Here is a 14,810-nt window from a genome sequence, read left to right on the forward strand (position 1 = left end):
CGAGCGGCGACAGTGTTGGTCGAGAAGCGCAACTGTACGAACAGTACAGCGAGCATCGCAGACCGACAATGCAACGCGCAGTAGGTTTGTCGAGACTACCATCAGTCTTCGAGGATCTTGAAGCGCGGATCGTCCGGATCGATCGACGAGATGCCGCGTGCTTCCGCTGTCATCTGCACTTCTTCCGAACGCTGCTCCACATGGCGCATCTCTTCCAGGTGGCGGTAGATGGCATGCACCAGGTCTTCGCAACCTTCGCGGTTCAGGGCCGAGATCTCGAACACCGGGCCCTTCCAGGCCATCTTCTTGACGAAGTCCTTGACGACCTTCTTGCGGTCGTCTTCCGGCACCACGTCCAGCTTGTTCAGCACCAGCCAGCGCGGCTTGTTGAGCAGCTCTTCGTCGTACTTTTCGAGTTCTTTGACCAGCGCCTTGGTTTCCTTGACCGGGTCGGTCTTGCCGTCCATCGGAGCCAGGTCGACGATGTGCAGCAGCAGGCCGGTACGGCTCAGGTGACGCAGGAACTGGTGACCCAGGCCGGCGCCTTCGGCGGCACCTTCGATCAGGCCGGGAATGTCGGCGATGACGAAGCTCTTTTCGTGCGAGACGCGGACCACGCCCAGGTTCGGGTGCAGGGTCGTGAACGGGTAGTCGGCCACCTTCGGGCGCGCGTTCGAGACGGCGGTGACAAAGGTCGACTTGCCGGCGTTCGGCATGCCCAGCAGGCCGACGTCGGCCAGCACTTTCAGTTCGAGGCGCAGCGAGCGGCGCTCGCCGTCCTTGCCCTCGGTCTTCTGGCGCGGCGCGCGGTTGGTCGAGGTCTTGAAGTGGATGTTGCCCCACCCGCCCTCGCCGCCCTTGGCCAGCAGTTCGACCTGGCCGTGCTCGGTCAGGTCGGCGATGATCTCGCCATTGTTATCGTCGATGATCAGGGTGCCGACCGGCATGCGCAGGGTGACGTCCTCGGCGCCCTTGCCGTAGCAATCGGAGCCGCGGCCCGGTTCGCCGTTGCGCGCCGTATGCACCTTGGAGAAACGGAAGTCGACCAGCGTATTGATGTTGCGGTCGGCGATCGCCCAGATCGAGCCACCCTTGCCGCCATCGCCGCCGTCGGGGCCGCCGAACGGACGGAACTTTTCGCGGCGGAACGAGGCGCAGCCGTTGCCGCCGTCGCCGGCGATGACTTCGATTCTTGCTTCGTCGATAAACTTCATGATGAGACCACTTAGAAAATTGGGCGGTTCGGCCGCCCAAAAAATTAAAAGGCTCTACCGATGGCAGAGCCTTAATTCTAAGGCTTTCGCCTTAAGGGGACCGCGCGCACCCGCCGTGCATTGCACGACAGCTTGCGCGGCCCTTTAATTACGCTGCGACTGCTTCGGCTGCCGGAGCAGCAACGACGGTCACGAACTGCTTCGAGCCGACGCCTTGCTTGACGAACTTGACAGTGCCGTTGACCAGTGCGAACAGGGTGTGATCCTTGCCCAGGCCGACGTTGGTGCCCGGACGAACCGTGGTACCGCGCTGACGCATGATGATGCCGCCGGCATTGATTGCCTGGCCGCCGTAGACTTTCACGCCAAGGCGTTTGCTTTCTGAGTCACGGCCGTTGCGGGTAGTACCGCCACCTTTTTTGTGTGCCATTTAGATGCTCCTTGCTGACTAAAGAATGGGCGCGCGGCAATTAGCCGTTGATCGCAACCACTTGGATTTCGGTGTAGTTCTGGCGATGGCCCTGACGCTTCTGGTAGTGCTTACGACGACGCATCTTGAAGATACGCACTTTGTCGTGACGACCGTGCGACACAACAGTCACGCGAACCGAAGCACCTTCCACCAGCGGAGCACCAAACTTGATGCTCTCGCCCTCGCCAACGGCGAGAACCTGATCGATAGTGAGTTCGGAACCAATGTCTGCCGGTATCTGTTCTACTTTGAGTTTTTCGCCAGCGACAACTTTGTATTGCTTGCCACCGGTTTTTATGACCGCGTACATGATTGAAACCTCATTAATTGTTAAAAAATTTTCCGATTGAACCGATTCTTGAAGACCTCGAGGCTCAGGGAACAGAGGATTATATCCGCATTGCTGCGCCGTGTCAAAACGGCTGTGGCAGCTGCACACACCCCTGTGGCAGCTGCTCATCAGGCTGCTCCCTTGCCCTTGCGATACATGTGGAAAACCGCTGAATTGCCTTGCTTGTCGTATAATCACGGCACTTAACAAAATCCAAACCGCATTCTTCCTCACGCAGGTCTGCCTTGTCCGCCGCCATTCAAACCGCCCAACAGAATCCCATCACCCGCACGATCGCCACCGACATGGGGGCCGTCAACACGGTGATCCGACAGCGGCTGCATTCCGACGTCGCCCTGGTGAACCAGATTGCCGAGTACATCATCAGTGCCGGCGGCAAGCGGATCCGTCCGGTGCTGGTGCTGCTGCTGGCAAATGCCTACGGCTACCGCGGCGCCGGCCACCACGAACTGGCGGCGGTGGTCGAATTCATCCACACCGCGACCCTGCTGCACGACGACGTGGTCGACGAGTCGTCGATGCGGCGCGGCCGCCAGACCGCCAACGCGCTGTTCGGCAATGCGGCCTCGGTGCTGGTCGGCGACTTCCTGTACTCGCGCGCCTTCGAGATGATGACCAGCCTGGACGACATGCGCATCATGGAGATCCTGTCGCGCGCCACCACCGTGATCGCGGAAGGCGAAGTGCTGCAGCTGCTGAACATGCACGACCCGGACGTCACGCGCGAAAGCTACCTGACCGTGATCCGCTCCAAGACCGCCAAGCTGTTCGAAGCCGCGGCCCAGCTGGGTGCGCTGATCGCGGGCGCGAACGACGGCCAGATCGAAGCCGCGGGCGAATTCGGCCGCTCGCTGGGCACCGCGTTCCAGCTGATCGACGACGTGCTCGACTACGCCGGCGACGCCACCGAAATCGGCAAGAACGTCGGCGACGACCTGCGCGAAGGCAAGCCCACCCTGCCCCTGATCTACGTGATGGAGAACGGCACCGCCGAACAGCGTGAGCTGATCCGCAGCTGCATCGAAAACGGCGACGAGACCCATTTCGACGCCGTTCTCGCCGCAGTCAGCAGCACCGGCGCCCTCGATTACACCCGCCGCGAAGCGGAAGTCGCAGCCGACCGCGCCAAGGCCGCCATCGCCGATTTGCCGGACAGCGAGTACAAGGACAGCCTCCTCCAGCTCTGCAGCTTCGCTGTTGACAGGAACCATTAAGACAACTAAAATCATGCCTTCCCGAGATTCCGGTAACGAATCTCAAACCAGTCGGGGTGTAGCTTAGCCCGGTAGAGCGCTACGTTCGGGACGTAGAGGCCGGAGGTTCGAATCCTCTCACCCCGACCATCAGTTTCATCTCCCTCAGCAGTATTCAGTACCAGTCGGGGTGTAGCTTAGCCCGGTAGAGCGCTACGTTCGGGACGTAGAGGCCGGAGGTTCGAATCCTCTCACCCCGACCACAGAATTCCAGAAGCCAGATCGACCTTTCGGTGATCTGGCTTTTTTGTTTTCTGCGCCAGCATCGGCATTGCGGCCGTGATTCACTCCATCGGAAAGTTCTCTTCAGTGTCGAGTCCAAGGATGAATTGTTCGAATGTCTCCGCCAACACCGTTACCCGGTAGTCGAGCTCCTGGTCTACATGCACGACGCGAGGCTCTCCGTCAGGTCCTACAGCGGAGTAATCCAAACAAATCATGTCGTGCCCGGCAGAAGGACAATCTGCAAAATAAACACCGAGTGGTGGATAGCCCCACTCGTCAACCCAGAACGGGGTACCGAATTGCCCGCACAGCGTACTGGCCTTGCTGAAGCCAATCCCGTAGATACCGGTGATCGCTACATGGTCAGTGGCCCAGGATGTCCGCTGATGCGTGCGATAGCATGTTCGTGATGGGATGCCGCCGTTTTGCGTCCGCATCAGCTCGACATAGGAGCGCGGCAGCTTGTATCCCAGTGTATTTTCGACGGCTGAAACGAGGTCATCGCTTAATGGCTCGCCTTCGTACTTCTGCGCCTCGTAGCCAGACTGTTCCCAAAAATCTTTGGGTATGGTTTTCATGATTTTCGATGAGTAATCAGGAACAATTTGGGTTTGTTCCTGTCTGGCGGCAGACATTTAGCTGTGTCCGTTATCGACCCGAAGCGGACCGTCGAGTACGCTCTGAATCAGTTGTCGGTGTGTACTGGCAGACTCAACAATTGTGGTGTCAGTTCAGGTATCGTGGGTTGCTTCGTCTCTTGGCGTTCAGTACTTGACCGGCCCGAAATGCCCACGATAGCTAACTTGGGTAAGGATAAGACGATTTATGCACTCGACGCTGACCAAGCCGCTTTCTACCGGCCTGCCGAACAGGGCGAAATTTCGAATGGTGCTTGCCTCCACATATTGACGGCGTTCGGGATGGAATAGACGAAGCGACAGACCATAGGCTGTTTCGAAAGGATGGGCGCCGGTGCGAATCAGGCTGAAAAAGGATGGATAGATCACACCGTCAAAACCAGCAGCCTTCGCGGCAAGGGCAATGTCACGGGCGATGTCATATGAGTGAGAGCGGGCAAGAAACAACATGTGGATTGCCATATCCAGGCTTTCGAACTCGGTCTCTGCTTCCTCCAAGGGATAAGTGAGGTCCAGTAGCCGCAGATCCCTCTGAACCTTCAGGGTTGCGACATATATATCATCCTCGGTCGACGCTCTGCATTCATGGATACAAACATCAAGGTCTTGCGATCCGTACATCACGGATAGACCTGGAGAATCTAAACGCCCTCTACCTGCAAAAGCTGCTGGTGGACTGTCGTATTGTGACGGCTCCGCTGGATATTCAGGGCTGATGCGCAGGCGGTAGAACTTGCTGCCCACGCTAAGCGTTTCTTCGGAGTACTCCTCTAGAATACGTTCGATGATCTGAGGACGAGTCTTTGGATCCTGCAGCGCCTTGAGTGGCTCGACTTCCCCGACCATCCACAGCCGAGGACCGTAATGAAACAATCCAATTTTGGCAGCCTCCTGGATAAGCCTAATGTCGTTCTCAAGCCACGCCGAAGAGACAATATCGCCCTGGCCGTAACGGTGCTCGTTGAACTGAATCATTGGCGCTGCGCCGTACTCGCACCGGATCGTGGTTCCGCTTACGAAGAAGCGCCACGCTAGACTTTTAATATGGTCTCGTGTCAGCTTCTGCCCATCCGGGCTTTGACAATTCGGACAATCACCCAGCTGCTCAAGGCCATGCTTTGCAGCATCGATCCGCAGTCCCTCATCTTTGAAGCAGTGAGAGCAGAGCAGAACTTCAGCTTGGTAGGACATACCGGCTCCCTATATTTTTGCCGAATTCAACGATTGAATAGGCATGAATTTTTTAAACCTCGATGACCGGTTTTGGCCGGCTGCAGACGGTCGGGCGAGCATAGCATGTTGTCACGTCGAAAAATCTCGCGGAGTGTCACGACAGGCCGCTCCCGCCCCTTAGCAGCCGCAGATAGTCCGCGCACACAATCCGCTGGTAACCCTAGAAAAGTCGAACCACTATTTCGTTAGTCACGACAGATCGTTTTCAGGGGCAACCCATCTTTGTAAGCAAAGTATTCCATGCAGTGATGCCCACGATCCCCGTACCTCCGCGTTCCGAATGAAGACGCATAGCCTGCTTCGCTGTAACTCACTCGCCCATCGTGATCAAAGTCCATCTCACTGTACTTGAGTGGCGACACATACACCATCCAGCCAAAGATGGCCCAATAGGCGATGAACAGGAAACCAGCGACTGTGGCAGTCGCTCTCACAGCATTACGCATACTTCCCTTTGTGCCCTGTAGTTTTATCGCCGTCTTCGGATTGGCTATGTCCGCTCCTGGCCGAACTCGGCCGGTCGGCAGGGCTGAGTGTACCCGGCTGTTGCCTACAGAGTAACCAAGGGGTTTTGTCAGGCGTTCTAGAGCGGTTAGCACAGCAGCTCGCTCCTGCAGCTCGACGACCTGAGTCTCGAAGGTGCGCGCTATGCGTTCGCTCAACAGCTTGAAGCAGCACATCTTGGTTTCAGCAGGTTGCGCCGGGTTCACCCGATTACTCGAGCCGGGTGATCAGCTCTCTACTCGCGATATCGGAAGAGACTATAAACGGCCGCATGAAGACCGTCCTGGCGAAGCTGGGCGCCAGTGACCGCGCGACACGGTAACGCCGGGCAGGTAGCGTAGTCTGCTGCGCTAGGCGCCACTGTCACGAGCGGCGCGGGTGTCCGCTGGCAGGACTTAGATGACGTTAGCATGACTGCTTACGACGAGGACACTGGTCGCTCGCCGTGCGCGGCGGCCACGCTGGGTTCCGCCTGCGGCGTCCAGCCCCCGCCCAGCGCGCGATAGCTGGCAACAGCCGCGCGCGCAAGTTCGGTCTGTGCCTGCACTCGAGCGTCTGCCGTCTGCAGCAATGTCTCGTCGGCGCGCAGCACGTCGATCAGGCTGCCAGCGCCGCGCCGGTAGGCCGCGAACGCAGATGCGCGAGAGCGCGTGAGCGCATCCTCGCCGCGCACCAGCACGTTGGCTTGCTCACGGCGGTTGATTAGCGCCGAGAACGCATTCTCGACGTCTTCCGTTGCATGCAGCACGGCAAGGCGATATGCCGCCAGCGCTTCCGCCTCTTGGCCTTTGGCCTGGCCGATCTGCGCATCGATGCGGCCGAAGTCGAACAGCCGCCAGCGCAGGCCCAGCACGGCCGACGCCTGGCTGGCTCCGTCCTTGAACAGGTTACCGCTCGACAGCGTCGTAACGCTGCCGAGCAGCGCGCCGAGCGAGAAGTGGGGGTAGTACTCCGAGATCGCCACGCCAATGCGTGCGTTCGCGGCGGCAACGCGCCGCTCTGCGGCGATCAGGTCTGGGCGGCGCTGCAGCAGATCCGCCGGCGAGCCCATCCCGGCGATGCGTGGCACGGCCGGAATGGTACTTGCGGACTCGAGCTCCGCGCGGTGCGTGCCGGGCGACGTACCGAGCATGACGTCGAGCGCGTTCAGCGCCGCGTCGAGGCCGGCCTGCAGCACCGGTACGGTCGCCTGGGCCTGAGCCAGCTCACCGTCCGTCTGGCGCATCTGGGACTCTGACGCCACGCCCTTGTCGTACAGCAGGGTCACCTTTGCAAGCAAGTCCTGCCGAGTCTGCACCTGGCGCCGGGCGACCTCGAGGCGCGCCTGAAGCCCGCGGACGGCAATGTAGGCGTCCGCCGTCTGGGCAGCAACCGCGAGCCGGATCGTGACTGCGGCAGCCCGCGACGTCTCGTAATCGCCCAGCACCGCTTCGCGGTTGCGACGCAGGCCACCGAAGACGTCGATCTCCCAGCTAACCGCCAGGTTGGCGTCGTACGCATTGCCCCAGCGGTTGAAGCCAGGCTGCGCGTTCAGCAACTGGCCGACCGGCGTCTCGACCGACTGGCGCGCGCGCGCCGCCGAGCCAGTGACGGCACTAGACGGTAGCAGCGCCGCGTTGGCTGCGCCCAGGCCTGCACGTGCCTGCTCGACCCGAGCCGCCGCCTGCGCCAGGTCGAGGTTCTGTTGCAGCGCGAGCCCGACGTAACGGCTCAGCAGGGGGTCGCCGAAGCCGTCCCACCACGTTGCCAGCTCGGCGGCCGGTGGCGCCTCGCCGGCCGAGCCGGTGAACCGCGCCGGCAGCGTCGCATCCGCGCGGTGGTAGTCGGGTCCCACGGCGCATGCGGTCGTCAGCGCGGCGAGCGCCGACGCGGCGACCAAGCGTATCCTGAACATAGTGTATCCTTAGCGAATATAGTGACTTGTGACCATAATATAATTTAGTCACATTTGTCAAACCTTCTTTTGAGGCGCTAAGCTATCACCATGACCAAATCCAGCCTATCTCACCCCAAGACGCGCGGCCCATCCGATCACGACGTACGCACCCAGATCGTCGATGCCGCTTCCGAATATTTCACCCATTACGGCTACGAAAAGACGACGGTGTCGGACCTGGCAAAGTCGATCGGCTTTTCCAAGGCCTACATCTACAAGTTCTTCGATTCGAAGCAAGCGATTGGCGAAGTCATCTGCGCGAACCGCCTCGGCGAGATGCAGCGTACGGTCGATGCCGCCATGTCTGGGGCCACCAGTGCGTCTGACCGTTTCCGCCGTATGTTCAAGGCCTTTGTCGACGCAGGCAGCGAGCTGTTCTTTGCCGAGCGCAAGCTTTACGACATCGCCGCCACGGCGTCGCTGGCGTCCTGGCCGTCGGTTGGGGCGTACGAGGCTTATGTGGAAGGCGTCGTCACGGCGATCGTGCGGGAAGGGCGCGAGGCGGGCGAGTTCGAGCGCAAGACGCCGCTGGACGAGACGACCCGTGCGATCTGCTTCATGCTCAAGCCCTACGTCATTCCTGTCATGCTTCAATACAACCTGGAACATGCCCAGGAGGCCGCGGTCCACCTGTCGGGCCTCGTGCTCAGGAGTCTCGCACCATAGCAATTTCTTTCGTGACTATTGACTTAATTGGTCACAAGAATAAAAATGACCCCTTTCTAATTCGAAAGGGGATTCCCCATGCTTACGCGTTCCCGCGGCACACAGCTCCTCTACCTGCTGCCGCTCGCCCTGGCAGCGTGCAGCGACAAAACGGTTTTTGACCCGCGCGTCGAAGCGCCGTTGGTCGAAACCGTGCTCGTCGATAGCGAGGCCCCGGCGTCCCGTTCATTCACGGGCGTCGTTGGCGCCCGCGTCCAGAGCGACCTCGGTTTCCGGGTACCCGGCAAGGTCTTGCAACGCCTGGTCGACGTCGGCCAGACCGTCCGGCGCGGCCAGCCGCTCATGCGCATCGATCCGGTCGACCTCGGCCTACAGGCCCAAGCCCAGGCTGACGCCGTCGCCGCCGCGCGCGCGCGCGCGAAGCAGGCGATCGATGACGAGGCGCGCTACCACGACCTCGTGGCCGAGGGGGCTGTGTCCGCGTCCGCCTACGACCAATACAAGGCCGCGGCCGACACGGCGCGCGCCCAGCTGAGCGCGGCCGAGGCACAGTACGGCGTCGCCCGGAACGCCACTGGGTATGCCGTGCTGGCAGCCGACGCGGACGGCGTTGTGGTCGAGACACTGGCCGAGCCGGGCCAGGTCGTGGGCGCCGGCCAGAGCGTCGTGCGCCTGGCGCATGCGGGCCCGCGCGAGGCCATCGTCCAGTTGCCGGAGACAGTACGTCCGCCGCTGGGCACGCGGGCCCGGGCCACGCTGTACGGCGGCGGCCATGCGAGCGGCGGCGCTAGGCTGCGCCAACTATCCGATGCCGCCGACCGCCTGACCAGGACCTACGAAGCCAATTACGTGCTCGACGGCGCGCTGGCGGCGGCCCCGCTCGGCTCGACCGTCACGGTGCACCTGGATGATGAAGGCGCCGGCCGGCCCGCGCTGCAGGTGCCAGCCGGCGCGGTGTTCGACACCGGCAAGAGCGCCGGGGTGTGGGTCGTGGCTGGGACGCCGGCTAGAGTGAGCTGGCGCCCCGTCCGGGTGCGGGGCATCGGCGACGACAGTGCGCGCGTCGACGGCCAGCTGAAGGAAGGCGAGCGCGTCGTCGCGGTGGGCGCCCACCTGCTGCACGACGGCGAGACGGTGCGGATGGCGGGCCAGGCCCGGCAGATCGCCGACACGGCCAGCGCGGGAGAGGCACAATGAGCCGCTTCAACCTGTCGGCACTGGCGGTACGCGAGCGCTCCGTAACCTTGTTCCTCATCCTGCTGATCATGCTGGCCGGCGTGCTGGCCTTCCTCAAGCTCGGGCGCGCCGAGGATCCGCCCTTTACTGTGAAGACGATGACGGTAATCACGGCGTGGCCGGGAGCGACCGCGCGCGAGATGCAGGACCAGGTCGCGGAACCGCTCGAGAAGCGCATGCAGGAGCTGCGCTACTACGACCGTACCGAGACCTACACCCGTCCGGGGCTGGCATTCACGACCGTGACGCTGCTGGACAGCACGCCGCCGTCCGAAGTGCCCGACCAGTTTTACCAAGCGCGCAAGAAGCTGCACGATGCCCAGGCTGAGCTGCCGTCCGGGGTCATCGGCCCGCTCGTCAACGACGAGTTTGCCGACGTCACGTTCGCACTGTACGCCCTGAAGGCGCGCGGTAAGGCGGGGCGCTTGCTCGTGCGCGACGCCGAGATGCTGCGTCAGCGCCTGCTGCACGTGGCCGGCGTGAAGAAGGTCAATATCATCGGCGAGCAGGCCGAGCGCATCTTCGTGTCGTTTTCGCACGAGCGCCTGGCCACGCTGGGTGTCGCGCCGCAAGACGTGTTCACGGCGCTGAACGCGCAGAACGTACTGACGCCGGCCGGCTCGATCGACACCAAGGGATCGCAGGTCTTCGTGCGCCTGGACGGTGCCTTCGACGAACTGCGCAAGATCCGCGAGACGCCGGTGGTGAGCCAGGGCCGCACGCTGAAGCTGGCCGATATCGCGACCGTCGAGCGCGGGTACGAAGATCCGGCCACGTTCCAGATCCGCAACAACGGCGAGCCGGCGCTGCTGCTGGGCGTCGTCATGCGCGACGGTTGGAACGGGCTGGACCTGGGCAGGGCGCTGGACGCCGAGGTCTCCGTCGTCAACAAGGACATGCCACTGGGGCAGAGCCTGACCAAGGTGACCGACCAGGCCGTCAACATCGCCGGCGCCGTCGACGAATTCATGGTCAAGTTCTTCGTCGCGCTGCTGGTCGTGTTAGTCGTGTGCTTCCTCAGCATGGGTTGGCGCGTGGGCCTTGTCGTCGCAGCAGCCGTGCCGCTCACACTGGCCGCGGTGTTCGTCGTGATGGCAGGCACAGGCAAGAATTTCGATCGCATCACGCTCGGTTCTCTGATCCTCGCGCTTGGCCTGCTCGTCGACGACGCTATCATCGCCATTGAGATGATGGTGGTCAAGATGGAGGAAGGCTACGACCGTGTGCAGGCGTCTGCCTATGCGTGGAGCCACACCGCCGCGCCGATGCTCTCTGGCACTTTAGTGACAGCGATCGGTTTCATGCCGAACGGCTTCGCCAAGTCAACGGCCGGCGAATACACAAGCAATATGTTCTGGATCGTCGGCATCGCGCTAATCGCGTCGTGGATCGTCGCGGTCGTGTTCACGCCTTACCTCGGCGTCAAGCTGCTGCCCGCAATTCCCAAGATCGAGGGAGGCGCGCATGCGATCTACGACACGCCCGGCTACAACCGATTCCGCCGCTTGCTCGGCTCCGTCATTCGCCGCAAGTGGCTGGTCGCGGCGGTCGTGATCGGTACCCTCGTGCTGGCCGGTGCCGGCATGGCCATCGTCAAGAAACAGTTCTTCCCAACTTCCGACCGGCCCGAAGTGCTTGTCGATGTGCAAATGCCGTATGGGACGTCGATCGAACGCACGGCGGCCGCAACCGCCAAGGTGGAGGCGTGGCTGGCGAAGCAGAAGGAAGCCGAGATCGTTACGTCGTACATCGGCCAGGGCGCGCCTCGCTTCTATCTCGCGATGGCGCCGGAGCTGCCCGATCCGTCATTTGCCAAGATTGTGATCCGCACCAGCAACGAAGAGCAACGTGAGGCGCTGAAGCTGCGCCTGCGCGCCGTCGTCGCCGACGGCCTCGCGCCCGAGGCCCGGGTGCGTGTGACGCAGCTTGTGTTCGGTCCCTATTCGCCGTACCCAGTAGCGTTCCGCCTGTCCGGCCCCGATCCCGAGACGCTACGCGTGCTCGCCGCCAAGGTTGAGTCTGTGATGCATGCCAGCCCACAGATGCGCACCGTGAACACGGACTGGGGAACGCGCGTGCCGACGCTGCACTTCACGCTCGACCAGGACCGCCTTCACGCCGTTGGCCTGAATTCCAGCGCCGTGGCCCAGCAGCTGCAGTTCCTGCTGAGCGGCGTGGCCGTCACCGCCGTGCGCGAAGACATCCGCTCGGTCCAGGTGGTGGCGCGGGCCGCCGGCGACATACGCCTCGACCCGGCCCGCATTGGCGCCTTCACGCTGGTCGGCGCGGCGGGCCAGCGTATTCCGCTATCGCAGGTTGGCTTGATCGATGTGCGCCCCGAGGAGCCGATCCTGCGCCGCCGCGACCGCATGCCGACGATTACGATCCGCGGCGACATCGCTGAGGGTCTACAACCGCCAGATGTGTCGATGGCCGTCGCGCAGGCACTGCAGCCGATTATGGCAGCACTGCCATCTGACTACAAACTGGAAACGGCGGGATCGATCGAGGAAGCTGGCAAAGCCAACGCGGCACTGTTGCCGCTCTTCCCAATCATGGTCGCGCTCACGTTGTTAATCATCATCTTCCAGGTGCGTTCGATCGGGTCGATGGTGATGGTGTTCCTGACTAGCCCCCTCGGCCTGGTCGGCGTCGTGCCTGTGTTAATCCTGTTCCGCCAGCCGTTCGGCATCAACGCCTTGGTCGGTCTGGTAGCGCTGTCTGGTATCTTGATGCGCAACACGCTGATCCTGATCGGTCAGATCGAATACAACCTCGCGAACCGACTGGCGCCGTTCAACGCCGTGGTCGAGGCAACGGTGCAGCGCGCGCGTCCAGTTTTGCTGACGGCGCTGGCCGCGATACTGGCGTTCATCCCACTGACCCATTCGGTGTTTTGGGGAACGCTTGCCTATACCTTGATCGGCGGCACCTTCGCGGGCACGGTCATGACGCTGGTATTCCTGCCGGCGATGTACGCAATCTGGTTCAGGATCAAGCCTTCCAGTGCCGCGGTAAGCGAGCCGGCGCTGGCACCGACCGTCTAACGGTCGGAACCGCGGTAGCGCCGTTCCCCGCTGCCGACGAAATGGGCACGCTGCGCTGAGTGCCCGTTTTTCTGTATGAACGTTGATCGGGAAAGCGTCCAACGGTTGCGTTGGTAAACGGTATTGTAGAGTTATCGCTTGGTACTCGCGGTTCGCGCTGCATATGCCCGGTCAGACTGTTGATACCGAATAGCGACACGTATGCGAATTTCGGAGGCTTAGCTTCTGCTTGCGCCGCCTTAAGGGCAATTCGCCACTGATGAGTTTTCCCTTCGCCCCAACCACCGGTCAAAAATACAACCTTCGGGATGTCTTCTTTGCAAGCCGCGCTCAGGTGTTGCTGGACGATTTCAATGCTCAAGGATTTTCCACACTAACGTCTATAACGAGGCACACTGCGCCGTTTCTCGACTGTAAGGTCGCCGAAAATAACTGAAGCAGCTAGTCGCAACGGCCGCTCCTGGCCGATAGCGGCTCTCCGGCCGACTTTGATATTCTAGGTGTGCCTACGCGCTCGTAACGTATTGAGATATTTCGATGAGGTTCAGGTCAGGGTCGCGGAGATAAATAGACTCAATCGGGCCATGTGCTCCGGTCCTACGAACGGGTCCTTCAGCAATCGATATAGATCTAGTACGCAAATTTTCGATGACATCGGCAAGGGGAATACTCGCGATGAAGCATAGGTCAAGTGCACCAGGAACAGGCAAGTGGGCTTTCGGCTCTACCTCTTTGCCTTTGACATGTATGTTTATCTTTTGATTACCGAACGTTAATGCCTTCCGGTTCTCGTTGAACACTTCTAACTTCATGCCTAGAACGCCCTGGTAAAACTCGACACAAGCGTCCTCGTCTACCGTTGTAAGAACGATATGGTCAATGTGATTGATCATCTTGTTTCCTTCATTATTGGCCTTTAGGACGATTAGATTATCTTGAGCGGGTAAATTTAAACTCAGCAGTCAACGTCGGCTTCTGGCCGAACTCGGCCACTCATCTCAGGATAACATGTTGCTAAGCCGCAAATACAATAGTTGAAACAACAGACAACACCCGGCTCTGAGGGGATCTTAATACCTTGGCTCGAGCCCATGACGTACTTGGACATTGGCTCTCAACCAAAACGATATGACTCCCTGCCATCCAGCCGATTACTAGGTGAACAACAGCGCATGCCGCCCCCTATTCAACCGAACCAGTGCCACTCCATATTCAGCCGCTCCGAGGTCGGGACACAGCATGAGGGCGTCGATAAAACCCATTGGCGGCACATAGGAATGCGCATCGTAATGGACGAATAAAAATAAATGTCCATAGTTGGAAAAACCGCGATGAAAACCGACACTGCATATCCGATTTCCGTCGTTATCAAAACGACCTGACGCTGGTACGCTGTGCAGCGTTTCCTTTTCAGAACGAATCGATCTTGATCGCCGCCGGCAAGGCGGGACTGGAGGCCTGACATGACAGCACCGCTAAGCGAATTCATCACCAGCCTTACCATGCTGCTCGACCGGTGCCCCGACGAGCCACGCATCCTGGCGGAAGGCGGCGCGCTGCTGGCGAAGCTGGTTGCGCGCGACGACTGGCTGCCCGACACCTATGCGCAGCCACATCCGCAGCACTACCAGCAGCTGCTGCTGCACTGCGACCCCGCCGAACGTTTTTCCATTGTCAGCTTCGTCTGGGGGCCGGGCCAGCGCACACCGATTCACGACCACACGGTATGGGGCCTGATCGGCATGCTGCGCGGTGCGGAATATTCGCAGCCCTTCACGCTCGACCAGGATGGCCGGCCGCAGGCGCAAGGTCGTCCCGTCCGCCTCGAACCCGGGCAGGTCGAAGCGGTCTCGCCCGCCCTCGGCGACACCCATCGGGTGCACAATGCCTATGACGACCGGGTGTCGATCAGCATCCACGTCTACGGCGCGAACATCGGCGCCGTCAGGCGTTCCGTCTACAACGAAGACGGCACACGCATATCCTTCATCTCCGGCTACGCCAACCAGCATCTTCCCAACCTGTGAGACCGAT

12 protein-coding genes, 2 tRNA genes and 1 pseudogene are annotated in these 14,810 nt (G+C 61.0%); 7 read left to right on the forward strand and 8 right to left on the reverse strand.

Annotated elements, in window-relative coordinates; translation table 11 throughout:
* Window positions 1-101 precede the first annotated feature (101 nt).
* From cgtA to rplU, 3 genes are all read right to left on the reverse strand, one after another.
* Complete coding sequence (cgtA, locus tag U1H99_RS17025; protein WP_323142910.1) at window positions 102-1,214, reverse strand: Obg family GTPase CgtA; 1,113 nt, start codon at window positions 1,212-1,214, stop codon at window positions 102-104.
* Window positions 1,215-1,362: 148 nt separating this feature from the next.
* Entirely contained in the window at window positions 1,363-1,644 is a 282-nt protein-coding gene (gene rpmA, locus U1H99_RS17030) for a 50S ribosomal protein L27 (protein ID WP_141838237.1), read from the reverse strand.
* Window positions 1,645-1,684: 40 nt separating this feature from the next.
* Entirely contained in the window at window positions 1,685-1,996 is a 312-nt protein-coding gene (rplU, locus tag U1H99_RS17035; protein WP_036230184.1) for a 50S ribosomal protein L21, read from the reverse strand.
* Window positions 1,997-2,262: 266 nt separating this feature from the next.
* On the opposite strand from rplU, the gene ispB reads away from it, so the two are divergent.
* From ispB to U1H99_RS17050, 3 genes are all read left to right on the forward strand, one after another.
* On the forward strand, window positions 2,263-3,252 hold the full coding sequence (gene ispB / locus U1H99_RS17040) for an octaprenyl diphosphate synthase (RefSeq protein WP_323142911.1): 990 nt from the start codon (window positions 2,263-2,265) through the stop codon (window positions 3,250-3,252).
* A gap of 52 nt (window positions 3,253-3,304) precedes the next feature.
* Window positions 3,305-3,381, forward strand: a tRNA-Pro gene (locus U1H99_RS17045).
* A 36-nt stretch (window positions 3,382-3,417) separates the two neighbouring features.
* A tRNA-Pro gene (locus tag U1H99_RS17050) sits at window positions 3,418-3,494 on the forward strand.
* 81 nt (window positions 3,495-3,575) lie between these two features.
* Here U1H99_RS17050 and U1H99_RS17055 read toward each other — a convergent pair.
* From U1H99_RS17055 to U1H99_RS17070, 4 genes and pseudogenes are all read right to left on the reverse strand, one after another.
* Entirely contained in the window at window positions 3,576-4,151 is a 576-nt protein-coding gene (locus U1H99_RS17055) for an SMI1/KNR4 family protein (RefSeq protein ID WP_323142912.1), read from the reverse strand.
* A 129-nt stretch (window positions 4,152-4,280) separates the two neighbouring features.
* Window positions 4,281-5,345 carry an RES family NAD+ phosphorylase gene (locus U1H99_RS17060; protein ID WP_323142913.1) on the reverse strand — a complete coding sequence of 355 codons (1,065 nt, stop codon included), beginning with the start codon at window positions 5,343-5,345 and terminating at the stop codon, window positions 4,281-4,283.
* A gap of 608 nt (window positions 5,346-5,953) precedes the next feature.
* A pseudogene (locus tag U1H99_RS17065) lies at window positions 5,954-6,076 on the reverse strand (IS5/IS1182 family transposase); the annotation flags it as partial.
* A 233-nt stretch (window positions 6,077-6,309) separates the two neighbouring features.
* A complete protein-coding gene (locus U1H99_RS17070; protein ID WP_323142914.1) occupies window positions 6,310-7,785 on the reverse strand; it encodes an efflux transporter outer membrane subunit in 1,476 nt (491 codons plus the stop codon).
* A 90-nt stretch (window positions 7,786-7,875) separates the two neighbouring features.
* Between U1H99_RS17070 and U1H99_RS17075 the strand changes: the two genes are divergently transcribed.
* From U1H99_RS17075 to U1H99_RS17085, 3 genes are all read left to right on the forward strand, one after another.
* Window positions 7,876-8,493 (forward strand): TetR/AcrR family transcriptional regulator, encoded by a 618-nt coding sequence (locus U1H99_RS17075; RefSeq protein ID WP_323142915.1) that lies wholly within the window; start codon window positions 7,876-7,878, stop codon window positions 8,491-8,493.
* 78 nt (window positions 8,494-8,571) lie between these two features.
* A complete protein-coding gene (locus tag U1H99_RS17080) occupies window positions 8,572-9,690 on the forward strand; it encodes an efflux RND transporter periplasmic adaptor subunit (RefSeq protein ID WP_323142916.1) in 1,119 nt (372 codons plus the stop codon).
* A complete protein-coding gene (locus U1H99_RS17085; RefSeq protein ID WP_323142917.1) occupies window positions 9,687-12,776 on the forward strand; it encodes an efflux RND transporter permease subunit in 3,090 nt (1,029 codons plus the stop codon). The genes U1H99_RS17080 and U1H99_RS17085 overlap by 4 nt, the downstream gene beginning before the upstream one ends.
* Before the next feature lie 506 nt (window positions 12,777-13,282).
* On the opposite strand, the gene U1H99_RS17090 is transcribed toward U1H99_RS17085, so the two are convergent.
* Window positions 13,283-13,669, reverse strand: coding sequence for a VOC family protein (locus U1H99_RS17090; RefSeq protein WP_323142918.1), 387 nt, complete (start codon window positions 13,667-13,669; stop codon window positions 13,283-13,285).
* A gap of 570 nt (window positions 13,670-14,239) precedes the next feature.
* Between U1H99_RS17090 and U1H99_RS17095 the strand changes: the two genes are divergently transcribed.
* Entirely contained in the window at window positions 14,240-14,803 is a 564-nt protein-coding gene (locus U1H99_RS17095) for a cysteine dioxygenase family protein (RefSeq protein ID WP_323142919.1), read from the forward strand.
* Window positions 14,804-14,810: the final 7 nt, after the last annotated feature.

Source organism: Massilia phyllosphaerae, assembly GCF_034659755.1.
Classification (GTDB): domain Bacteria; phylum Pseudomonadota; class Gammaproteobacteria; order Burkholderiales; family Burkholderiaceae_D; genus Telluria; species Telluria phyllosphaerae.

Bases quoted from the DNA above. Each gene is read 5' to 3' on its own strand.
- U1H99_RS17080 (WP_323142916.1), top strand. From the start codon at position 8,572: ATGCTTACGCGTTCCCGCGGCACACAGCTCCTCTACCTGCTGCCGCTC.
- U1H99_RS17090 (WP_323142918.1), bottom strand. From the start codon at position 13,669: ATGATCAATCACATTGACCATATCGTTCTTACAACGGTAGACGAGGAC.
- U1H99_RS17070 (WP_323142914.1), bottom strand. From the start codon at position 7,785: ATGTTCAGGATACGCTTGGTCGCCGCGTCGGCGCTCGCCGCGCTGACG.
- U1H99_RS17095 (WP_323142919.1), top strand. From the start codon at position 14,240: ATGACAGCACCGCTAAGCGAATTCATCACCAGCCTTACCATGCTGCTC.
- rpmA (WP_141838237.1), bottom strand. From the start codon at position 1,644: ATGGCACACAAAAAAGGTGGCGGTACTACCCGCAACGGCCGTGACTCA.
- U1H99_RS17085 (WP_323142917.1), top strand. From the start codon at position 9,687: ATGAGCCGCTTCAACCTGTCGGCACTGGCGGTACGCGAGCGCTCCGTA.
- cgtA (WP_323142910.1), bottom strand. From the start codon at position 1,214: ATGAAGTTTATCGACGAAGCAAGAATCGAAGTCATCGCCGGCGACGGC.
- U1H99_RS17060 (WP_323142913.1), bottom strand. From the start codon at position 5,345: ATGTCCTACCAAGCTGAAGTTCTGCTCTGCTCTCACTGCTTCAAAGAT.
- U1H99_RS17055 (WP_323142912.1), bottom strand. From the start codon at position 4,151: ATGTCTGCCGCCAGACAGGAACAAACCCAAATTGTTCCTGATTACTCA.
- U1H99_RS17075 (WP_323142915.1), top strand. From the start codon at position 7,876: ATGACCAAATCCAGCCTATCTCACCCCAAGACGCGCGGCCCATCCGAT.
- rplU (WP_036230184.1), bottom strand. From the start codon at position 1,996: ATGTACGCGGTCATAAAAACCGGTGGCAAGCAATACAAAGTTGTCGCT.